Origin of the sequence: Verrucosispora sp. TAA-831 (assembly GCF_050780145.1) — a bacterium.
Lineage (GTDB): Bacteria > Actinomycetota > Actinomycetes > Mycobacteriales > Micromonosporaceae > Micromonospora.
Map to the genome: position 1 here is coordinate 4,542,867 of NZ_CP192240.1, position 20,720 is coordinate 4,563,586.

Here is a 20,720-nt window from a genome sequence, read left to right on the forward strand (position 1 = left end):
GTGCATGCGGCCATGGCCAACATCGACGACTCTGGTGCCGCGCGGGATACTGATTCCTTCCCGGGCGTTGTCACGGGTCTTCCTGAGAATCCACGTATGCGATGTCGTCGAGCAGGCAGGGCTCCACCGTCAGAATGGTGTCGCCGCCCCACCGACTCCGGACGCGACCACGACCCCTGTCCATCCTCCCGGGTCACGGATCGTCGCAACGGCCACACCTCTCAGCCGTGCCCTCGATCGGTGCGATTCGGCCCACCGCCTCAGGCTGACTGTCGCGACGACGAGGCATGCCTCCGCAGAGCCGGTTGACCGAGGGGTCCCCGTCTACCTCGCGGCGCGTGCCGTCTGCCGCTGTGCGCGGGCGATGCCGTCGTGTGCGCGATCCTGCTCGTCCCGGTCCCCGGTCGCGGTGACGATCGACAACGCGGCAGCGTACCGGGCCACGGCGTCGGCGGTGCGGCCCATTGCCGCCAGCACGTCGCCGAGATTGTTGAGCGCGCTCGCCTCCCCGTAGGCGTGCCCGATCGAATTCAGGATGCGGATCGACTCCGTCAGATCATCGACCGCGCGGGCGTGGTCACCACGGATGCCCCGCACCCGGCCCAGGTTGCTCAGCGCCACGGCCTCGCCGTAGACGTGCCCGGTCGCCCGGAAAATCTCGTGTGCCGCCGCCAGGTGCCCGGCCGCCTCGTCGTGCCGCTCGAGGCTGGCGCAGACGTCACCGAGGTTCGTTCGGGCCATCGCCTCGCCGACCGTGGCGCCGACCTCCCGGAACAGCACGGCGGCCCTGGACAGTTCGTCGTACGCCTCACCCAGGTGACCCGGGCGGTTGTCGGCGTTACCCAGGTTGACCAGCACGGACGCCTCGCCGTACCGGTCACCCGCCTGGCGGTAGGCGGCGAGCGCGGCCCGCTGGAGGGCGTCGGCGTCGCGGCCGAGGCGTTCATGCACGATGCCGAGGTTGGACAGTGCCCGGGCGACGCCGAGCGCGTCGCCGCACCGGTTCAGGATTGCGACCGCCTCGGCCAGGTGCGTCTCGGCGAGCTCGTAGCGACCGCGCAGACGGTGCACGGCACCGATGTCGGTCAGCGCGCGGCCGTGCCGCACCGGGTCGCCGCTGTGCCGGGCCGCCTCAAGCGCGTGGCCGTGCAGTGCCTCGGCGTCGGTGTACCGGCCGCCCTCAAGATGGCGGTAGAGCGTGGCGGCGAGGTCGGCCGGGTAGTGGGGTCGGCCGTGTTCCAGCGCGGCAGCGGCGGTCGCGACGAGGCCGGACAGTTCCGCGTCCAGCCAGTTCCGGGCGGCGGCGTCGTCGGTGAAGCCCGGTGCGCGGGTCACGGCGGGGCGGTGGGCGCGGTCCGCCGGGTGCAGCCGGTCCATCGCCGCCGCGGCGGTCGCGAGGAGGTGGGTGTGCAGCCGGTCCAGCGCGGCACCGGCCTCGTTGGCGGCGGCCAGCTCGCCGGCGTACGCACGCAGCAGGCCGTGCATGCCGTACCGTCCCGGCCGGTCGGCGCGTAAGAGATGTTTGCGGGCCAGCAGTTCCAGATGCCGTACGGTATCGGTGAGGGGCGCGTCGGCCATCGCGGCGGCGGTGTCGGCGGCGAACGAGGGGCCGGGATGCAGCCCGAGGCGGCGGAACAGCCGGGCCGCCTGCGGCGGGAGCTGCAGATAGGACCACGAGAAGACCACCCGCACGGTCGACCGCAGGTCCCCGCCCGGATCCAGCGACCGCAGCCGCCGGTCGGCGAGTTCATCGACCAAGGCCGCCAGGGTTTCCTCCGGCCGGAACGCCGCCAGCTCGGCCGCGACCCGCAGGGCCAGCGGGAGGCGGGCGCACTGTCGGGCGAGCGCGGCGGCGGCCTCCGGCTCCTGGTTGACGCGTGCGCCGACGAGCGAACGCAGCAGCGTCACCGCGTCCGGCTCGGGCAGCAGGTCCAGCACGAGACGGTGCGCGCCGTACAGGGCCACCAGGCCGGCGAGGCTGTCGCGGCTGGTGACGAGGACCGTGGTGGCACCCGTTCCCGGGATCAATGGCCGGACCTGGTCGACGGAGGCGGCGTTGTCGAGGAAGATCAGCAGGCTTCGGCCAGCGGTCACGGCCCGATACCGGGCGGCCCGGCGGTCGAGGTCGTCGGGGATCTCGGCGACCGGGACGCCGAGGGACTCCAGCAGGTGCCCGAGCGCGGTGCCGACCGGGACCGGACGGTGCGGGTCGAAGCCGCGTAGGTCCAGGTGGAGCTGCCCGTCGGGGTGCCGGTGGCGGGTGCGGTGCGCCCAGCGCAGGGCCAGCGCCGTCTTGCCGACGCCGGCGGTGCCGCAGACGACGCCGATCCGCACCGCACCGCCGTCCGAGACCCGGCCGTCCGTGATCGAGCCGTCCCCGCCGCGGCCGTCTGTGATCCAGCCGTCCAGCGTGGCCAGTTCGGTCACCCGCCCGGTGAAGCCGGCGACCTCGGCCGGGAGCTGGTTGACCGGTGGCGCGGCGGTGGGGCCGCCGGCTGGCGGGTCGACCGCCGGTGTGGGCGCCTTGTCGAGTACCCGCAGGTAGGCCGCGACGAGGTCAGGTCCGGGACCGACACCGAGTTCGTCGGCGAGGTGCCGGCGGACGACGTCGTAGGCCGCGAGCGCGTCGGCACGCCGGCCGAGAGCGTGGTACGCCCGGATCAGCCGGGCGTGCATCGCCTCGTCCAGCGGGTGCGCCGCCGCCTCCTCGCGTAGCAACGGGAGGGTCCGTCCGGCGGAGTCCGGTGCACACATCAGGTCGGTGTAGCGGGCCACCGCCGCGCGACGTTCGTCGAGCAGGGCACGGACCGTCGGATGCCCGGCCAGCGCGGGCACGTCGGCGAACGGCTCGCCGTGCCACAGGTCAAGCGCGGCGGCGAGGCGGGCCGCGACCTCCTGCGGCTGTTCGCGGTGATCGGCTTCTGTCGCGACGTGGAGCAGGCTGCGGAACCGGTCGAGGTCGACGGTGCCGTCCGGCAGACGTAGCGCGTACCCGGCCCCCACCGACGGCAGCATTCCACTATGCGCGTAGGCACGACGGTCGGGTTCGAGTAGCCGGCGCAGATGCTTGACATGGGTCTGGATCACATTGGCCGCGCTGCGCGGCACGTGCTCGCCCCAGAGCACATCGGCGATGCGGGCACCTGACACCGGCCGTCCGCCGGCGAGCACGAGCAGGCTGAGCACGGCGCGTCGGGCAGGCGGACCGATCCTGACCTCGTCGCCGTGACGCCAGCATCGAATGGGACCGAGGACCTGGATAACGAGCAACCGGCCGCCTCCTCGAGAACAATCGAGGTTCTTCATTGTTCTGGGGCACGTCGCCGGATTCAAGCCTGGCATATCCAGATGAGACCAGATTTCGTCCAGCCGCTCCTGAGAAGCTGCCCACACCAGTCGACCGGACGGAGTGGTAATGAGATCGAGAAGCACCATCAGCAGGGTTTCGGCATTGACGGCGGCCATCACGCTCGTGCTTGGCGGCATGCTGGGAAACGCGCTCCCGGCACACGCCGCGCCGACGACGGACGCTCCCAGCCTCCCCGATCAGGTGGTCACCGCGGCACCCGGCATCGCCACGCAGAAGCCGAGCCCCGCCCGGCGACCCGCGGGCCCACAATCGGCGGCCGACGTCACGAAGGGTCCCGTGATCACGCTGAGTCCGCCAGCGGGCGGCTCCCCGGCCGCCGGCAAGGCACCGCGGATGGTCGACGGGGCGCAGCAGCAGAACCTGAACTGCACGCCCTACATCAGTGCGTGGGCCACTACGAGCGGCATGCGGGTACGGATCGAGTACCTGGCGGAGATCGTCTGCAACTTCTATCTCGCAGGCGCCGGGCAGGCGTACCTGATCGAGCGGTCGTCCGGTTCGCCGTACAACGGGCAGGTTGTCGCGGCGGCACCGGTCTTCTCGTTCGTCAACGGCTACTACGGCTACAGCCACGGCGCGGTAACCATCGACGGCCGCTACTACAACGGCGGCTTCGACATGGAAATCGGGTTCAACCTGGCGTTGCAGGTCTACGGGGGCTACTGGGCCGGCTGCTTTGCGCTTCCGCCGGGCATGCGCTACCTGAGCCCCTGCTACGGCCTCGGCACCGACACCGTCTCTGTCTCGGTCGGGTCCGGCGTCTTCTCCACCGGCATGCCGAGGGATCGGCTGGACGTGCTAAGGCGCCTGACCTCGACCGATTCCGCGAGCTACGACGCCTGGAACATCGGGCGTTTCTATCCGGCGACCTACGCGGCGTACGAGTTCGACTGGTCCAACGATCTCTGCACGGGAGCGCCGGACAACCCGCTCGGCTTCACGTTCGAGTCGGCCTGCGCCCGACATGACTTCGGTTACCGCAACTACAAGGCGATCAATCTGTTCGCGGAGCACAAGGAGCGGTTGGACCTCGCCTTCTATGAAGACCTACGACGGGTGTGCGCCAACTACCCCGAGGCGGTGCAGCCGGCATGCTATGCCCTGGCCTGGGTCTACTACGAGGCGGTTCTCATTTTCGGGCGCCAGGAGGTCACGCCCGAGCAGATCGGCGAGGCCGCGAAGCTCCTGCCGGACGGCGTATCCGACGTGACCGCGTTGACCTGACCGGCCGACCTCTCACGTCGGAGCCCACGGCCTTTTCATGATCGATAGTGGTGGCGCGGGCGAGCCTGGCCCGTCGGGTTCCTCCCGGCGGGCTCACCAGGCTGGCCACGCACACTGAGGGCTGGGCGGGCGTGGAGCACGGCCAGATCCATCCGCTCCGGCTGGCCTCCATGCGCTACCGGGAGCACCTGGACTCCTACGAGAACCGCGTTGCTGCCCAACTGGTCGACCGGCTCCGCGAACATCTCTCCCGCCGAATCCGCGAACTGACCACGCTCGCGGATTGCCTGGCCCGGTCGTCATCGAGCTGGCCGACCGTCGCCGTCGCGCAGCACGTGGCGGTGCATCTACTCGCCGAGAACCAACAGGATTCGGCACGAACCTTCGCCACCAGCGGCATCGACCGATTCGCCGCCTCCCCCAATGGCGGTACGGCCCATACGGAGTGCCGCTGCTGCGCGAGCCGGTCGCCTGGTCCCTGTGCCGGGTGACCGAACGCGTACTCGCGGGGACCACGCCATCGTGCTCGCAGAGCCACTGGCCGGCAGCCACCGCCCAGGCGCCCCCCTGCTCTGTCACATGGGGAGCTACGCCGCCCTACGCGAAACGTCAACGGAGTCGTGAGGTTCTTCTGAGGAAATGTGGACGCTTCTGTGGAGGGCATGGCGTTCCGCCCGGAAGAGATGGGTCGCCGCTGAGGTCCGGTGCTGGTGACCTTCACGTAGACCAGCCCCTGGTGCGCTGCGGCAACAGCAGAACGGTCAGTCAGCCGTCGCTATCGCCACCGACCGCTGGTGCGCCCCCTGGTGACACGTCAGTCCCGCCACTGCTTTGCGAGCAGTTCGTACGAGCTGACCCGGTCGCCGTGCGCATGGGTGATCGTGGTGATCAGCAGTTCGTCGGCGGCGGTGACGTCACGCAGGACGCGCAGCCGCTCGACGACCGTTCCGGGTGATCCGACGAACTGGGTATCCACCCGGTCGGCGACGAGCCCGCGGTCTTCGTCGGTCCACGGCAGCGCGGCGGCCTGCTCCGGACGGGGGAACGGGATCGCGCCGTCGCCGCTGCGGATACTGCGCACCCAGGGCCCGTACGGTGCGGCGAGTCGGCGGGCCGCCTCGTCGGTCTCGGCGACGACCACGTCGGCGGAGACCACCAGGTATGGCGCAGCCAGCACGGTCGAGGGCCGGAACGCGGCCCGGTAGGCGGCCACCGCGTCGAGCACCGAGGCGGGGCTGACGTGGTAGTTCGCGGCGAACGGCAGCCCGAGCGCGCCCGCGAGTTGGGCGCTCTCGCCGCCGCTGCTGCCGAGCAGCCACACCGAGAGGTCGGTGCCCTCCCCCGGTACGGCGTGGGCGTCCAGCCCGTTCTCGTCGGTGTAGTCGCCGCGCAGGAGAGCGAGGATGTCGGCCAACTGGTCGGCGAAGGCCGGCGGCTGCGCGCCCGGTTGGTGCAGCAGCGCGCTGGCCAGCGCGAAGCGCGGTGAGGCGAGCACGCTGGCGTAGGAGAACGGCCGCGGGATCAGCAGTCCGTCGACGACCCGGGCCTCGACGGGCGGAGCGGTCGTGGGAGCGGTGAGTGCCCGCGCCGCCTCGACGCGCCATTGTCCGGAACGGCCCAGCCCGAGGTCGATCCGCCCGGGGTACAGCGCGGCGAGGGTGCCGAACTCCTCGACCACCGAGAGGGCGGTGCGGTGACCGACCTGGACGGCGCCGCAGCCGACGCGCAGCACGCTGGTGGCGGCGGCGACCTGTCCGATGAGCACCGCCGGGGCCGAGCTGGCGACGCCTGCGGCGAGGTGGTGCTCGGCCAGCCAGTAGCGGTGGTAACCGGACTGTTCGACCCGGCGGGCCAGGTCGACGGTGTTGCGCAGGGCGTCGGCGACGCTGCCTCCGGCGGGCACCGGCGACAGGTCGAGGACGGACAGTGGCGTCGATGGCATGGTGGGATCCCGTTTCTGCTCAGACCGTGGCTGCGGCGGTCACCGCCGGGGTGAAGGGGCGACTGGGGATTTCGCGACGCAGCACCGGCGCCACCTCGGCCTGGAACAGCTCCAGGCTCTCGCGGTGCTGCCTGTCGGTCAGCCCGTCGTGGTCGGCTTGGAGGTGCATGACCTCGTGGCCGAACTGCTCGTGGTAGCGCAGCACCTTCTCGGTGATCTGCTGTGGACTGCCCACCAGGATGGAGCTGCGTTCGATGGCGTCCTCCAAGGTGGGAAAGACGGTGGGAACGCCGAGCCGCGCGAACGCGGCGACCCGGGCGTCGAAGATCGGTCGGTAGCGCTCGATCGCCTCCTGCGACGTGCGCGTCACGTGGAAGCCGGCCGAGCCGGCGCCGACGAGGGCGGCGGCAGGGTCGTGTCCGTAGTGCGCCCAGCGGTCCCGATAGTGGCGGATGAGCTCGGCGTATGGCTCGATGGGGTTGGTGACGTTCGCGGAGAAGAGTGGGTCGCCGTAGCGGGCGGCCAGGTCGACCGACTCCCGGCTGGTGGCGCTGCCGTGCCAGACCCGGATCGGTTGCTGCAGCGGGCGGGGCCAAGTTTCGGCCTCGTTCAGCGACGGCCGGTACTTTCCCGTCCAGGTGACCCGGTCCTCGCGCCACAGGCGGCGGAACAGCTCGTAGCCCTCCCGGTTGCGGTCCCACTGGTCATCGGCGGTGACGTGGAACAGTTGGGCCTGCGCGGCACCGTTGCCCTTGCCGATGATCAGTTCGAGCCGCCCACCGGCGAGGTGGTCGAGGGTGGCGTAGTCCTCGTACGCGCGGACCGGGTCGAGCAGGCTGAGGGTGGTGACGGCGGTGAAGAGGCGGATGGTGGACGTGCGGGCCGCGATGTGGCTCAGCACCACCGGGGGCGAGGAGGAGATGAACGGCCGCTCGTGCCGCTCGCCGACGCCGTATCCGTCGAAGCCGAGTTCCTCGGCGAGCACCGCCGTGTCGACCACCTCCCGGAACCGCTCGCTGGTGCTGCGCCGTCGACCGGTGACCGGGTCGGGTAGGTGGGCGATCAGCGTGATCAGCAGGAACTTCATGCGGAAACCGTCACTTCCGGCGCAGGGGTCATGGGCGGCGTACCGCCAGGGCGAAGCAGCGCGAGTACGGCAGCGTGTCGTAGGGGGCGAAGACCGGTATCGGCCGGTAACCCGCCTGCTCGTACCGGCGGATCGCGTTGGCTTGGCGGTCGCCGGTCTGTAGCACGATCCGTACCGCGCCGAGCTGGCCGGCGGCCTCCCGGGCCGCGTCGAGCAGGCTTCCGGCGATGCCGTGCCCACGGTAGGCCGGTGGTACGTACATCCGCTTGAGCTCCAGGTCGGGACCGTGCCACCGCATGGCGGCGTGCCCGACCGGCGTGGCCCCGACGGTGTACGCCACCCCGGTCCAGGCCACCGAGGTCGCGACGAGCACCTGGGCGGTGGGCAGGTGGATCGGGTCGGCGGGCCGGTCGGCGTAACGGTGGCGCAACTCGGTGGTCATTGCCGCCCGTAGGGCGACGGCGTCCGGATCGTCCCAGCGCCGGCGGCAGACCGTGACGGGCATGCTCACGCCGCACCGAAGTGGCCGACCGGGCAGGCGGGGCCGAGACCGAGATGGTCGCGCAGGGTGGTACCCGTGTACTCGGTGCGGAAGACCCCGCGCTCCTGCAGCAGCGGGACGACCCGGTCGACGAACTCGTCGAGACCGCCGGGGGTCAGGTGTGGCACCAGGATGAAGCCGTCGGCGGCGTCGGACTGGACGAAGTGGTCCATCCGGTCCGCGACCTGCTGCGGCGTCCCGACGAACGACTGCCGGCCGGTCACCTCGATGATCAGGTCACGGATCCCGAGGCCCTTCTCCTCGGCCAGGGCGCGCCACCGGCGGGCGGTGCCGACCGGATCCGGGTACATGTCGGTCCGGCCCCGGCTGATCGCGTCGGTAGTGACGTCCGGGTCCTCGGCGGGCAACGGGCCGTCTGGGTCGTAGGCGGACAGGTCCCGGTTCCACAGTTGTTCCAGCAGCAGGATCGCGGTCTGCGGGCTGACTTGCTGGCGACGGATGTGATGGGCGCGTTCCTGTGCCTCGGCGTCGGTGTCGCCGAGCACGGAGGTGACACCGGGGATGATCTTCAGGTCATCCGGGTGGCGGCCGTGTCGGGCGAGCCGGGACTTGACGTCGCGGTAGAACTCCTGGCCGTCCTCGAAAGTGCCGTGCCGGGAGAAGATCGCGTCGGCGCTGGACGCGGCGAACTCGCGTCCGTCGGGCGAGTCGCCGGCCTGCAGGATCACCGGGTGTACCTGCGGGCTGCGCGGCACGGTGAAGTGCCCGGCGATGTCGAACTGGTCGCCGTGGTGGGCGAACGCGCCCGGGTCCGCGTCCGTCACGTACCGTCCGCCGTCGCGGTTCCCCACGATCGCCTCCGCCGGCCAGGACTCCCACAACTCGCGGGCGGTGCGGACGAACTCGGCGGCCCGCTCGTACCGCAGGGAGCGGTCGAGGTAGCCGCCCCGGCGGAAGTTCTCCCCGGTGAACGCGTCGGACGTGGTCACGACGTTCCAGGCGGCGCGACCGCCGGAGAGGTGGTCGAGGGTGGCCAACTGGCGGGCCAACTCGTACGGCTCGCGGAAGGTGGTGTTGAGGGTGCCGGCCAGCCCGAGATGGCTGGTGACGCTCGCGAGGGCGGCCAGCAGGGTCAACGTGTCCGGACGGCCCACCACGTCGAGGTCGTGGATGCGGCCGCGCTGCTCGCGCAGGCGCAGCCCTTCGGCCAGGAAGAAGAAGTCGAACTTGCCGCGCTCGGCGGTGTGGGCCAGGTGCACGAACGAGGAGAAGTCGATCTGGCTGCCAGAGTCTGGGTCGCTCCACACGGTCGTGTTGTTCACGCCGGGGAAGTGTGCCGCCAGGATGATCTGCTTGGGCATGACGGTCTCCAGGGTTCAGGCGGTCGCCGCGACGGCGTACCGGCTGGCCGGTCGGGGCAGGCCGAGCAGGTCACGCAGCGTTCCACCGGGATAGCCGACGCGGAACAGACCCCGACTCCGCAGCGCCGGAACCAACGCGCGGGTGATGAGGGTCAGGTCGTGGGGCAGCACGGCGGGTCGCAACCGGAAGCCGTCGACGCCCGCGCGGTGCCATTCGGCCAGCAGGTCGGCCAGATCGGCCGACGTCCCGGTGAAGGTGGCCGCGTCCGAGTTGGACTCGCCGCCGTGCAGATCGTCGAGGCGGGCGCGGCGCCGACGGGCCGGGGTCGGCGATTCGTCGAGCAGGACCCCCAGGTCGGCGAGCACTCGCAGCGGCGGGTCGGTCCGGCCGATGGTCGCCTCGGCGGCCCGGATCTCGGCGACGATCGCGGCGGCGTGCGCGGCGCCGGTCGGGGTGACGAAGACGACGTCGGCGTGCCGTGCGGCGAAGGTGTACGGCACCGACGAGTGGGCCAGCGCAGCCACCACCGGCTGGCCCTGCGGGGAGCGAGGCACGATGGAGGGACCCTTGACCGAGAACCATCGGCCGACGAAGTCGATGTAGTGCAGCCGGTCCCGGTCGACGAAGCGCCCGCTGGCGACGTCCCGGATCTCGGCGTCGTCCTGCCAGCTGTCCCACAGCCGGCGGACCACCTCCACCGCGTCGCCGGCCTCCGCGAAGAGGTCACCGACGAGCCGGACGACCTCCGGATCGTCGAGCCGTGCCGGATCCAGCGCGGGGATCTCCCGGCGGCCGAAGTGATCGGCCTCGGCGCGCCGGGCGGAGACCCGGGGCCGCCAGCCCGCCCGACCGCCGCTCACGTGGTCGAGCGTGGCCACCGCCGTGGCGAGGTGGAACGGCTCGGTGTGGGTGGTGCTGGTGGTCGGCACCAGCCCGATGTGCCGGGTCAGCGGGGCCAACCGGGCCGCGATCTGCACCGCGTCGAGGCGTCCGCGGAGCAGGTCGACCCGGCCGTCGGGGCCGTCCGGAAGCGTCGACTGAAGGTCCAGACTGTCCTCGAGGGTGAGCAGGTCCAGGGCCGCGCGTTCGGCCTCGCCGGCGAGGGCGGCCCAGTAGCGGGCGGTCAGCGGCGCCGCCGCGCCGGCGCGGGACAGCCGCCAGGCCGCCGGGTGCCAGCCGAGGCCGTCGAGGGCGACTGCCAGGTGCAGGGTCTTCTCGGTCATGAACGTTCCTCCTGCGGTGGGCCGGCGACGACGAGCGTGGGCAGCGCGTCGAGCAGGGATCGGGTGTAGTCGTGCCGGGGGTACGTGAAGACGTCGCCGACCGGCCCCTGCTCGACCACCGTGCCGTCGTTCATCACCAGGACCCGGTCGCTGAGGTGGTGCACCACGCCCAGGTCGTGGGAGATGAACAGCAGCGCGGTGCCGTCGGCGGCGCGTAGCTCGGCCAGCAGGTCGAGGACCTGCGCCTGGACGGATACGTCGAGAGCGGAGACCGGCTCGTCGCAGACGATCAGACTCGGTCGCGGGGCGATCGCGCGGGCGATGGCGACCCGTTGCCGTTGCCCGCCGGAGAGCTGTCGCGGGTGCCGGTCCAGCAGATCCGGGCCGAGGCCGACCCGGCGAAGCAGGTCGACGACGCGAGCAGGCCGGTCCCGCCGGGCGACGTCCCGATCGACGTTCTCGCCGATCACCTGGCCCACGGTGTAGCGGGGATCGAAGGAGCTCAGCGGGTCCTGCGAGATCAGTTGCAGCCGGCGGCGCATCGGGCGACGGGTCCGTTCACGGGTGGCGGACCACGGCGTGCCCTCGAAGGTGACGGTGCCGGCGTCGGGATCGAGTAGACCGGCGACGATCCGCGCCACCGTGCTCTTGCCGGAGCCCGACTCCCCCACCAGCCCGAGCGTCTCGCCACGTGCCACGGAGAAGGAGACGTCGTCGACGACGGTGTGCTCGCCGTACCTCTTGGTCAGGCCACGCGCGTCGAGTACCCGGTCGTCCGGGCGGACCTCGTCGCGGACGGGCAGGGCCGCCCGGACACCCGCGGCCGGGGGCGGCGCGGCGAGCCGGCGACCCCGGGACGACGCCGACGGCACGGCGGCCAGCAACTGCCGGGTGTACGGATGCTCCGGGGCCCGCAGCAGGCGGCCGGTGGGCCCCCGCTCGACGATGCGGCCGTCGCGCATGACCAGGACCCGGTCGGCGACCTGGGCAACCACCGCCAGGTCGTGGCTGATCAGCAGCAGGCCCACACCGCTGGCCCGCCGCTCGGCGAGCAGCCGCAGGATCTGCGCCTGCACGGTGACGTCCAGCGCGGTGGTCGGTTCGTCCGCGATGAGCAGCGCCGGTTCTCCGGCGATCGCCGAGGCGATCAACGCACGCTGCCGCAGCCCGCCGGAGAGCTGGTGCGGGTACTGCCGGGCCCGGCGCTCCGGCTCCGGCAGGTGGACCAGGTCGAGCAGGTGGGCGACCCGACCGGCCCGCTCCCGGCGGCTGACGATGCCGTGTGTGGTGAGCACCTCGCCGACCTCGGCACCCACCGACCGCAGCGGATCGAGGGAGACCAGCGCGTCCTGCAGGACCAGCCCGGCGATGCGGCCCCGGACCCGCCGCCAGTCCCGTGGGCGGTACGCACGCACGTCCTCGCCCGCCACATCCAGCCGTGCGGCGCGCACCCGTGCGTCCTGGCCGGCAAGACCGACCAGGGTACGGGCGGTGACGCTCTTGCCGGAGCCGGACTCCCCGACCACGGCCACGCACTCGCCACGCTCGACGGTGAAGCTGATCCCGCGCACTGCGGCGACCCGACCGGTCGGCGCCTCGAAGTCGACGTGCAGGTCCTCGACCGTGACCAGCGGCGCCATCAGCGGCGCCGTCCGTCGAAGCGGGCCTGCCAGTGCCGGCCGAGCACGGTCAGCGAGACCACGGTGGCGGTGACAGCCAGGCCGGGCAGGATGCTGATCCACCAGGCCACCTGGAGGTAGCTGCGTCCCTCGGAGAGCATCGCCCCCCACTCCGGCGAGGGTGGCTGCGGACCCATGCCGAGGAAACTGAGGCCGGCGGCGGCCAGGATCGCCTCACCGAGCCCGATCACGGCGAGTACCGGCACCGGACCGACGACGTTGGGCAGCACGTGCCGCAGCACCACCCGAAGTCGGGACTGCCCGAAGGTGACAGCCTGTTCGACGTAGCCGGAGCGGCGCACGACCAGCGTCTGACCACGGACCACCCGGGCGTGGTGCGGCAGCGTGGCGATACCGATGGCCACGATCAGACTGGTGGTGCCGGGGCCGGCGATGGCGATGAACAGCAGGGCCAGCAACAGCATGGGAAACGCCGACAGCGCGTCGAACGTCCGGCTGAGCGCCTCGTCGGCGACCCGGTGCGTGAGGCCGGCGAGCAGGCCGAGCAGTACACCACCGGTCACCGCGATCGCGGTGGCGGCGACACCGATGGTGAGCGAGTGACCGGCGCCGTGCACCACCCGGGTCAACACGTCGCGGCCGAGGTGGTCGGTACCGAACCAGTGTCCGGCCCCGGGCGGAGTCAGCACCGCGAGCGGGTCGGCGGCGAGCGGGTCGGCGGGGGCCAGCACCGCCGGCCAGGCCGCCGCGCCGACCAGAAGGATGAGGTACGCCCCGGCGGCGAGCAAGCCAGGTCCCGGCCGGGACCGTCGGCGTACGACGGGCCCGGTGGGGTCGACGAGGATCCGGGCGGGCGCGTCGGTGATCGGGGGGCCAAGGGTGACGGTCATCGGTCAGCTCCTTCGCAGACGAGGGTCGACCAGGAGATACGCCAGGTCGGCGGTGGTGTTGACCACGACGTAGCCGGCGGCGGAGAGGGTGACCACGGCCAGCACCACCGGCATGTCCCGGGTGGTGACCGCGGAGAGGGTGACCTGGCCGAGGCCGGGGCGGCCGAAGACCTGCTCCACGATGACGGCGCCGCTGACGACGATGCCGAAGATCCAGCCGGCCAGGCTGACCGCTGGCAGGAGGGCGTGCCGCAACGCGTGGCGCGCCAACACCGTTCGTTCCCGTACGCCTCGGGATCGGGCGGTGAGCACGAACGGCTCGTCGAGGGCCTTGTCGATGCCGTCGCGCAGCACCTGTGCGAGCAGCCCGGCGACGGGCAGCGCGAGGGTGACGGCGGGGAGCACCAGCGCGGCGATGCCCCGGTCGCCCGAGACGGGGAAGAGGCCGAACCGGAACGACAACACACTGAGCAGCAGAAGCCCGATCAGGAACGAGGGGGTGGATACCAGCAGCAACTCGGTGCCCGAACTGAGACGGCGCAGCCACGGTCGCCGGTTCCCGGCGGTCGCGACCGCGATGACCAGGGCGAGCAGCACACCGAGCCCGGCGGCGGCGACCGCGAGCCGCAGGGTGGGGGCGACCTGTTCCCCGATCACCTCGCTGACGGGACGTTGCAGGAGGTACGAACGGCCGAGATCCCCGCCGCCCAAGCGCCCGAGGTAGTCGAGGTACTGCAGGACGGCCGGCCGGTCCAGGCCCCACTCGGCGATGATGGCGGCGCGGATCTGTGGGGTGTCCGCGCCGTCGCCGACGATGTTGTCCACGGTGTCACCGGGGGCGGCGAGCAGCGCCAGGTAGGCGGCGGTGGCGGCGACCCACAGGACGACCAGGCCGGCGCCGAGTCGACGGGCTACGGCACGCACGGTTGGTCTGCTCATGTCACTCGCTGATCCACAGGTCGTACGCGCTCGCGGGCACTCCGGCGGTGGGTTCGAAGCGCACCCCGCCGACTCGGGTGCTGGCGGCGATCTGGTCGGCCGGCGCGTACAGCGGCAGTAGCAGGGCCTGCTCGACGACGACCCGTTGTTGCAGGTCGGCGTAGATGCCTGCCCGCTTGGTCGGGTCCACCGTGGCCTGACCGGCCTCCAGGAGTTGGTCGATCCGGGGGTCGTTGATCTGGGTGCGGTTGATGCCGCCCTTCGAGTGCAGCAGCAGGTTCAGCGCCGCACCGGCGTCGGTGTCGGCCCGTGAGTTGTCGAAGACCTCGTACTCGTTGCGCTGGATGGCGTCGGTGGCGGTGCCCTGGTCGACGAGCGACACCTTCAGGTCGATGCCGGCGCTCTGCTTGACGGCCGCCTGCACGGCCTGAGCCAGCACGTCGCGTCGGTCTCGAACGAAGGGCGCCGACTGCACGAGCCGCAGGGTGAGTCTCTTGCCGCCCTTCACTCGATAGCCGTCGGCGTCGCGGGCGGTCCAGCCGGCCTGGTCGAGCAGGCTGTTCGCCCTGGTGGCGTCGCCGCTGTACTCGTTGCCGTCGAGTCGCTTGTCGTAGAGCGGGCTGGACGGGCTGATCACACTCCAGGCGCGGGTAGCGGTGTCCCGGTAGACCGAGCGCAGCACGGTGTCGACATCGACGGCCTCGCGGAACGCCTGGCGGACCCGCAGGTCGTCGACGGGTGGATGGGAGGTGTTGAAGTAGTAGGAGTAGGCGGAGCCGGAGTTGAGCTCCCGGCTCAGGCGCAGCGCCCGGTTGCCGGTGACCAACGGCTGGTCGGTCGCGGGCACCCCCTCTATGACCTGCACCTGGCCCGACGTGAGGGCGCCGACGCGCACCGCCGACTCCTTCAGGAAGCGGTAGGTGACCTCGTCGAGGTAGGCCGGGCCCGTGTGGGTCGCGGTGGGCGGCGCCCAGTCGTAGGCGGGGTTGCGCCGGTAGTGCAGTTCCTGTCCGGCGACGTAACGGTCCAGCACGAACGGTCCGGTGCCGACCACGTCGACGCCGCCGGCCTTGAGGTTCTTCGCCTCGCGCAACGACTTCGGGGAGACCTGGGCACCCTGTGGGGAAGCGAGGAAGTCGAGGATGAGCACGTCGGGTGCGGTGAGGGTGAGTCGTACGGTGCGCGGGTCGACGACCTCGACGGCCTTGAGGTTACGCAGTTGCACGGCGGCGACGGCGGGGGCGTACCCGGGTTCGCGCAGTTTGTCGATGTTCGCCTGCACAGCCGTCGCGTCCAGGGGTGTGCCGTCGGAGAAGGTGACGTCGTCGCGCAGTGTCAGGGTGTACGACAGCCCGTCCGGGGCGACCTGCCAGCCGGTGGCCAGCCACGGCGCCAGTTTGCCCTGCTTGTCGTAGGTGAGCAGGGACTCGAAGGTGTTCCAGACCAGCAGGCGCGCCTTGGCTTGGGCGTACTGGTGCGGGTTGAGGGTGATCGGCTCGGTCTCCACTGCCCAGGTGAGGCTGCCGCCGAAGCGCGGCTGACCGGCGGCGTCGGCGGCCGGCGTGGTGCTGGTGGAGCAGCCGGCGGCGACGGCGAGCAGCGGGGCGAGCGCCAGGGTGGCGAGAGTTCGCAGACGGTCGGCGGGCATGGCGGTGTCTCCCGTCCAGGCAGGCGGTTCGGGTACGCCGACACCCGGCCCGGCGCGGGTGGCGTGGGTCGGTCGCGGTGTCGGTGCTGATGGCTCGGCGGTCGGCTCGGCAGTGAGCCCCACCCCGGCTTACCGGTACGGCAGGCCGGGTGGCCGGGTGCCGGTCAGGCCAGACAGGAACTCGACCACACCCGACCGAAGTCGATGTGGCCGCGGATCGTCAGCCGCAGCCCGCTGGACATGCGCCGAGTCCACCTCTCCCGCCCCGCAGTGTCAACGAATCGGCTGAGGGATGTCGGCTATCGCACGCAAGGCCATCGATTCATTGACGCAATCCCTACTAAGGCTATAGGGTTTGAAGGGATCCTGTCCGGTGGGTCGACCGGGACTCGTACCGGGCCGGGATCGACCCGCCGGGCACGTCGCCGGTCGCCGGCTCAGTCCACATCGAGCACGGCCCTGCCCGGCACGCGGCGCCTCGATCGCCTCCCCGAGACGATGCCACGAGCCGCGCCAGCCGATCTGCGCCCGCAGCGCCCCTCGGGCCACGAGGTCCACCAGCAGTGCCAGATCAGCGGCCGACGCGCTGGCGTCACCGAAGGGCCGCAGCGTCCGGTGCGAAGGTGGCGTTCACCGAAAAGACGGCCCACTCGCCGGAAGCCCAGCCGGTGCTGTGCAGCACCCCACCGGGCGCGAGCAGCCCCCAGGCGGCCACCAAGTGAGGACCGCCCACGGTGTCCAGCAGCCGCATCCGAGACGTCTTGTCGATCTGGGCGAGCCTGTTGAAGAGGTGAACGACGATGTACGGGTCGGTCTCGGTCCCCAGGGTGGCGTTGGTGAAGTACGGCTCGACCGCAGTCCGGATGTCCTCAGGCTTGTTCACGAAGTCGATGACGAACGTCTTGCGTTTCTGCTCACCACTGGCAGTGCAGTGGGTGCGGTTACGCCGCGACAGCGTCTGCACGGCGGTGACACCCCTGACCCATTGCCAGTAACCACAGCGGCACGTACCGTACGGACCTTGCTGGTCAGAGCGGCTCCCCCGTGGCCGCTCTGACCAGGCAGTTGCGCTTCTCGCCCGGCGCGGTGGCCGGGCGCAGCTGGTCGGAGGGTGTCGGGCCGGGGATTCGCCTGCCTCGTTGCGATCCTCGCCCGGCGCAGTGGCCGGGCGCAGCCCCTGCTGCCGTCCGCGTCACCCCAGTAGGAGATGCGGTTGCGATCCTCGCCCGGCGCAGGGTGGCCGGGGTCATCGTGGTGCAGCGTCAAAGCCAGCAGGGCAGCCGCCGCGTACCGGTCGCCCCGATCGATAAGATCGTCGACCAGTTCCGGCCGATCAACCACACCGACCCAATTCCCGATCGACCAGCCCGACCCCGTCACCACCGCAGGATCATCCCACCCCGCCGACTCACCCGTCTCGACCACGAACGCCAGCAGGCCGACACTGCACAGGGCGGCCAAGAGCGCACCAGCCGATCCCGTGATGGATGGCGCAGCGACTCAAGCGCCTTCGTTCTGGTGGTCGAGCCACCGACGCACCGCCGTGAGGTCGATGTCGGCCAGTCCCACGAGCGGATCGACGCGGTGCAGCAGCGCCGGGTTCGGATGGTGCGCGGCGACCCATCGCCGGTCGACGTCGGTAATCTCGTCATCGAGCCAGACGAACGGGCGACCTACCGCCCACCGCGCCAACGAGGCGGTCTTCCAGTGCACGCCACGTGGTGGTTCCTCATCACCGTCGATCCAGTCGACCACCGGCAGCGCAGGAAGGCCGAGTCGAGGTGCCACCACCTCGTTCGCCTCGGCCATCCACGTACTCGCCCACACCGGGTCACCCGGCAAGGCCAGCAGCCGGCGACCATCATCGGGATCAAGACGATCCAGCAGAGGATTGCCAGAGCAGTCAGGACGGTCTCCCACGCTGCCGCCGTGCTGACAATTGGAATCAGACGGCCGGGCCCGGAACGGGATAAGCACGCCGTCGATGTCGACAAAGATCAACAGGCCCTCGCTGGCAGACACCGCCGAACCTTATCGCTCATCGGCAGCCATCGGTGTCGACCGCCAGCGACCCGCGATCTAAGCGCACCCCAAGCAGTAAGCCAGCCGGATCAAGGCGCTCGACCAAGATTCGACTGGCTCAAAACTGCTCTACAGGATCAAGTACGGTCCGGCAGAGCCTGGCCGCGCGCAGGCGCTACAGCCTACGGCCCCGCGCGCACGCCCACGAACACCGAACCATCCAGTCCCGAGCCCGACCGATCCACCGGCCGAGGCCGTGACGATCCCTTCACCAACCACCCACGGCGAATGCTTCCGGGGATCGGTGCCGCACCGCGTAGCCACTTACCCGCTGCGTCCGCCCGACACTGATCGGTCTATTACCATGCGTCTTGCTCTCTAATGGCAACCGTGACGGCAACCCGAGTTGACGACCACCGACCCGCACATCCAGCAGTCACGGTCGGTGACCAGACCCACTCAAGCTGCGCGCAGCAGAATACTGCGCCAGACGCGACCAAGTGACCGATTCCCACAGCATCATTCCGTCCGCGCTGACAGAATCGCCTCGCACTCTCTCTCGTATACGGCCACTGCCCACTCCCGTCGTTCTAGATACGCCTCCCAAAAATCGCGCCCCCTCCAAGCCTTAGGCCCGATTGTCAGCAGCCCGGACTCATCGAGCGAACACATCCAGTTTGGGGGAATTACTGGCGATGTGACTTCGAATAGGCGTACATCGAATAGAGCTGGAGGCTCACCGCTGACGACCTCAATTCGAAAGTAGGAGGGTCGATCGGCAAGCGATGATACTTCAAGCACCGCGTACTCGCGTCCTACCGACAGAGCATCGACCCCCTGGTGGGACACGCCCTCTGGCCGTCGGCCCGCATATTTCACCCGCACCGCTACCTCGCGTGGACGCATGAGAGAGACACGAGACGAAACTCAGGATTGAACGCGGACCGCTGACGGCGGCAGGCGAAGTGGTGGTTTCAGGTGGTCGCTTCCTGCCAGGGATCGACGACGCCGATCCCCGTGTCGGTGAAGTCCTTGGTGTTACGGGTGGCGAGGGTGGCAGCTTGGGCGCGGCAGATGGCGGCGATCTGGGCGTCGAACCCGTCGATCGGGCGGCCGAGTCTGTCCCGCCCGGCGACGACGTCGGCGTAGGCGCTGGCTGCGCCGAGGTCAAAGGGCAGCACTTGGCGGGGAAAGGCGGCAAAGATCTCGTTGGCAGCCTGATGCAGTGACTCCCGGCGCTGCCCTGCCGGCAGCCGCGCGATGCCGTAGCGGATCTCAGCGACAGTGATCGCCGTGGTGTAGAGGCCGGCACGCGAGTTCTGCTGGATCCACGCGAGTACCACCGGTGCGGGCTCGGCCCGCATGAGTTCGGAAACGACGTTGGTGTCCAGGACGATGATCATTCGGGCAGGCTCGCTGCGCGGGGTGACGTCGACCGAGACGGCAGCTCCAGTTCGACGCCGCCGAGTCTGGCGAATCGATCAGTGAGTGCGCTGAATAGGTCGCTTGTCGGCGCATCCTCGGCGACTGCTCTGGTGAGGATGTCGCGGATCTCGGCTTCCATGGATCGGCCATGCTGCGCAGCGCGGCGGCGCAACTTCTCCCGCACCGCATCGTCGAGATCCCTGATGCTGAGCGCTGCCATCACTCCTCCTCACCTCAGGCAATGAGAGCAATGCTAGCATAGGCGCGGACTGCCGCCGCGGACCGCTCAGGGCGTACGCCGGTATTCCTGATCTGGGCATCCTCAACACCCGCGTCAGCCACCACATACACGCCCCAATCGTCGTTCGGCCACAGCTGACCGCGATCCAGCTACCGGCCTACGCTCCCGGACCTCCACCCCACCGAAGGCGACTCGGCCGCTACAGCGTCGAGGGCTGGCCCGAGGCTCGGGTCAGCCCTCGACCTGGTCGGGACGTCAGGATTCGGGGCGACGGCGCAGTGAACGCAGCGCGGGAACCGCGTCGGTGGCGGCGAGCGCCCAGAGCACGAGCAGCGGCTGAAAGAGCAGGCGGACCGCCCGTGCCGCGTCGGTGTCCAGGCCGAATCCGTCACGCCCTTCAGCGAACTGAGCGATGTTGCCCGGGAAGACCGCGACGAAGAAGGCCGCTACGACCGCTCCGGTGAGGCCACGCACGGGCTGCCTCCAAGCGGCGAGCAGGGCCAGCCCCAGACAGATCTCGACCACTCCGGAGGCGACGACGACGAGTTCGGCATCGAGCGGGAGCCAGGAAGGCACCTGCGCCCGGAACTCCTCGCGCGCGACGGTCAGGTGGGCGGCGCCGGCAACGAGCAGCATCACACCCAACACGACCTGGCCGACCGCACCCGTCAACCGTCGGACAGACGTGGATGTCATGCTGTCTCTCCCACGGCGTGAACGAGGAACGGACAGCCGGCCCGCTGCGGGGGCGACTCCCACCACCCTACGGACAGAAGAGGCGGTCCGGCTCCAGGTCCCGTACCGCCTCGTCTGTCGACTGAGCTGTGGGAAGTCTCGGTCGAGGTGACCGACCCTGCCGCCGGCTATGGTCAGTCTGAGTGGTTGTCTGCGCTGCCCGGCAAGAACAAGCAAAAGCCGTCGGCGGGCAGGTATCCGCAGTCGGAGGTGCCGGCGTATCACTCCTGTCCGAGAGCGGGAGGCGGCGAGTTGGACCGATGCCCGGCGGAGACGGTGCCCGTGCACACGCCCATCGATGCCGACCGGTGGGAAGGCTCGTCCAGGCTCGGCGGTGGCATCTGCGTGGATGGCTCGATCACGATGATGACCTTGTCCAGTGATTCGGTCCGTGCAGGCCCACGAGGTCCGCAGGGACCGCTGACAAGCACGGCTCCGGCAACTGCGAGTGTGGTGAGCGTGAGGCCATC

Annotated in this window: 17 protein-coding genes; 2 read left to right on the forward strand and 15 right to left on the reverse strand. The window is 70.6% G+C overall.

Translation table 11 applies throughout. From position 1 onward, the window contains the following. Window positions 1-324: 324 nt before the first annotated feature. A complete protein-coding gene (locus ACQVFL_RS20125) occupies window positions 325-3,342 on the reverse strand; it encodes an AfsR/SARP family transcriptional regulator (protein WP_431727319.1) in 3,018 nt (1,005 codons plus the stop codon). 73 nt (window positions 3,343-3,415) lie between these two features. Here ACQVFL_RS20125 and ACQVFL_RS20130 point away from each other — a divergent pair, with 73 nt between their 5' ends. Next, window positions 3,416-4,594 (forward strand): phospholipase, encoded by a 1,179-nt coding sequence (locus ACQVFL_RS20130; protein WP_431727320.1) that lies wholly within the window; start codon window positions 3,416-3,418, stop codon window positions 4,592-4,594. Window positions 4,595-4,725: 131 nt separating this feature from the next. Continuing rightward, window positions 4,726-5,085 carry a flavin reductase family protein gene (locus ACQVFL_RS20135; RefSeq protein ID WP_431727321.1) on the forward strand — a complete coding sequence of 120 codons (360 nt, stop codon included), beginning with the start codon at window positions 4,726-4,728 and terminating at the stop codon, window positions 5,083-5,085. A 323-nt stretch (window positions 5,086-5,408) separates the two neighbouring features. Here ACQVFL_RS20135 and ACQVFL_RS20140 read toward each other — a convergent pair whose 3' ends face one another. The 14 genes from ACQVFL_RS20140 to ACQVFL_RS20205 form a co-directional block, all read right to left on the reverse strand. After that, the gene (locus tag ACQVFL_RS20140; RefSeq protein ID WP_396696954.1) at window positions 5,409-6,536 is read right to left on the reverse strand and encodes an LLM class flavin-dependent oxidoreductase; all 1,128 of its coding nucleotides are present in this window, start codon (window positions 6,534-6,536) and stop codon (window positions 5,409-5,411) included. Between the two features lie 19 nt (window positions 6,537-6,555). Further along, window positions 6,556-7,623, reverse strand: coding sequence for an LLM class flavin-dependent oxidoreductase (locus tag ACQVFL_RS20145; protein WP_396696952.1), 1,068 nt, complete (start codon window positions 7,621-7,623; stop codon window positions 6,556-6,558). A 28-nt stretch (window positions 7,624-7,651) separates the two neighbouring features. Next, window positions 7,652-8,128 (reverse strand): GNAT family N-acetyltransferase, encoded by a 477-nt coding sequence (locus ACQVFL_RS20150; RefSeq protein WP_431729856.1) that lies wholly within the window; start codon window positions 8,126-8,128, stop codon window positions 7,652-7,654. A 2-nt stretch (window positions 8,129-8,130) separates the two neighbouring features. Then, complete coding sequence (locus tag ACQVFL_RS20155; protein ID WP_431727322.1) at window positions 8,131-9,486, reverse strand: NtaA/DmoA family FMN-dependent monooxygenase; 1,356 nt, start codon at window positions 9,484-9,486, stop codon at window positions 8,131-8,133. A gap of 15 nt (window positions 9,487-9,501) precedes the next feature. Continuing rightward, window positions 9,502-10,710: an LLM class flavin-dependent oxidoreductase gene (locus tag ACQVFL_RS20160; protein WP_431727323.1), complete on the reverse strand. Its 1,209-nt coding sequence runs from the start codon at window positions 10,708-10,710 to the stop codon at window positions 9,502-9,504. Further along, a complete protein-coding gene (locus tag ACQVFL_RS20165; RefSeq protein ID WP_431727324.1) occupies window positions 10,707-12,350 on the reverse strand; it encodes a dipeptide ABC transporter ATP-binding protein in 1,644 nt (547 codons plus the stop codon). Before ACQVFL_RS20165 ends, ACQVFL_RS20160 begins: the two co-directional genes overlap by 4 nt. Continuing rightward, window positions 12,350-13,240, reverse strand: coding sequence for an ABC transporter permease (locus ACQVFL_RS20170; RefSeq protein WP_431727325.1), 891 nt, complete (start codon window positions 13,238-13,240; stop codon window positions 12,350-12,352). Before ACQVFL_RS20170 ends, ACQVFL_RS20165 begins: the two co-directional genes overlap by 1 nt. Window positions 13,241-13,243: 3 nt before the next feature. Further along, the gene (locus tag ACQVFL_RS20175) at window positions 13,244-14,179 is read right to left on the reverse strand and encodes an ABC transporter permease (protein WP_431727326.1); all 936 of its coding nucleotides are present in this window, start codon (window positions 14,177-14,179) and stop codon (window positions 13,244-13,246) included. A gap of 1 nt (window position 14,180) precedes the next feature. Next, window positions 14,181-15,827, reverse strand: coding sequence for an ABC transporter substrate-binding protein (locus ACQVFL_RS20180; protein WP_431727327.1), 1,647 nt, complete (start codon window positions 15,825-15,827; stop codon window positions 14,181-14,183). 592 nt (window positions 15,828-16,419) lie between these two features. Continuing rightward, complete coding sequence (locus ACQVFL_RS20185; RefSeq protein ID WP_431727328.1) at window positions 16,420-16,791, reverse strand: hypothetical protein; 372 nt, start codon at window positions 16,789-16,791, stop codon at window positions 16,420-16,422. 536 nt (window positions 16,792-17,327) lie between these two features. Continuing rightward, complete coding sequence (locus ACQVFL_RS20190) at window positions 17,328-17,828, reverse strand: HAD domain-containing protein (protein ID WP_431729857.1); 501 nt, start codon at window positions 17,826-17,828, stop codon at window positions 17,328-17,330. A gap of 995 nt (window positions 17,829-18,823) precedes the next feature. After that, on the reverse strand, window positions 18,824-19,252 hold the full coding sequence (locus ACQVFL_RS20195) for a type II toxin-antitoxin system VapC family toxin (RefSeq protein WP_431727329.1): 429 nt from the start codon (window positions 19,250-19,252) through the stop codon (window positions 18,824-18,826). Further along, a complete protein-coding gene (locus ACQVFL_RS20200) occupies window positions 19,249-19,494 on the reverse strand; it encodes a FitA-like ribbon-helix-helix domain-containing protein (RefSeq protein WP_431727330.1) in 246 nt (81 codons plus the stop codon). Before ACQVFL_RS20200 ends, ACQVFL_RS20195 begins: the two co-directional genes overlap by 4 nt. Window positions 19,495-19,770: 276 nt before the next feature. Then, window positions 19,771-20,211 (reverse strand): DoxX family protein, encoded by a 441-nt coding sequence (locus ACQVFL_RS20205; protein WP_431727331.1) that lies wholly within the window; start codon window positions 20,209-20,211, stop codon window positions 19,771-19,773. Window positions 20,212-20,720: the final 509 nt, after the last annotated feature.

Excerpts from the sequence above, each read along its gene's own strand:
- ACQVFL_RS20145 (WP_396696952.1), bottom strand. The coding sequence starts at position 7,623 with ATGAAGTTCCTGCTGATCACGCTGATCGCCCACCTACCCGACCCGGTC.
- ACQVFL_RS20205 (WP_431727331.1), bottom strand. The coding sequence starts at position 20,211 with ATGACATCCACGTCTGTCCGACGGTTGACGGGTGCGGTCGGCCAGGTC.
- ACQVFL_RS20170 (WP_431727325.1), bottom strand. The coding sequence starts at position 13,240 with ATGACCGTCACCCTTGGCCCCCCGATCACCGACGCGCCCGCCCGGATC.
- ACQVFL_RS20195 (WP_431727329.1), bottom strand. The coding sequence starts at position 19,252 with ATGATCATCGTCCTGGACACCAACGTCGTTTCCGAACTCATGCGGGCC.
- ACQVFL_RS20165 (WP_431727324.1), bottom strand. The coding sequence starts at position 12,350 with ATGGCGCCGCTGGTCACGGTCGAGGACCTGCACGTCGACTTCGAGGCG.
- ACQVFL_RS20160 (WP_431727323.1), bottom strand. The coding sequence starts at position 10,710 with ATGACCGAGAAGACCCTGCACCTGGCAGTCGCCCTCGACGGCCTCGGC.
- ACQVFL_RS20200 (WP_431727330.1), bottom strand. The coding sequence starts at position 19,494 with ATGGCAGCGCTCAGCATCAGGGATCTCGACGATGCGGTGCGGGAGAAG.
- ACQVFL_RS20175 (WP_431727326.1), bottom strand. The coding sequence starts at position 14,179 with ATGAGCAGACCAACCGTGCGTGCCGTAGCCCGTCGACTCGGCGCCGGC.
- ACQVFL_RS20140 (WP_396696954.1), bottom strand. The coding sequence starts at position 6,536 with ATGCCATCGACGCCACTGTCCGTCCTCGACCTGTCGCCGGTGCCCGCC.
- ACQVFL_RS20125 (WP_431727319.1), bottom strand. The coding sequence starts at position 3,342 with ATGCCAGGCTTGAATCCGGCGACGTGCCCCAGAACAATGAAGAACCTC.
- ACQVFL_RS20150 (WP_431729856.1), bottom strand. The coding sequence starts at position 8,128 with ATGCCCGTCACGGTCTGCCGCCGGCGCTGGGACGATCCGGACGCCGTC.
- ACQVFL_RS20180 (WP_431727327.1), bottom strand. The coding sequence starts at position 15,827 with ATGCCCGCCGACCGTCTGCGAACTCTCGCCACCCTGGCGCTCGCCCCG.
- ACQVFL_RS20130 (WP_431727320.1), top strand. The coding sequence starts at position 3,416 with ATGAGATCGAGAAGCACCATCAGCAGGGTTTCGGCATTGACGGCGGCC.
- ACQVFL_RS20155 (WP_431727322.1), bottom strand. The coding sequence starts at position 9,486 with ATGCCCAAGCAGATCATCCTGGCGGCACACTTCCCCGGCGTGAACAAC.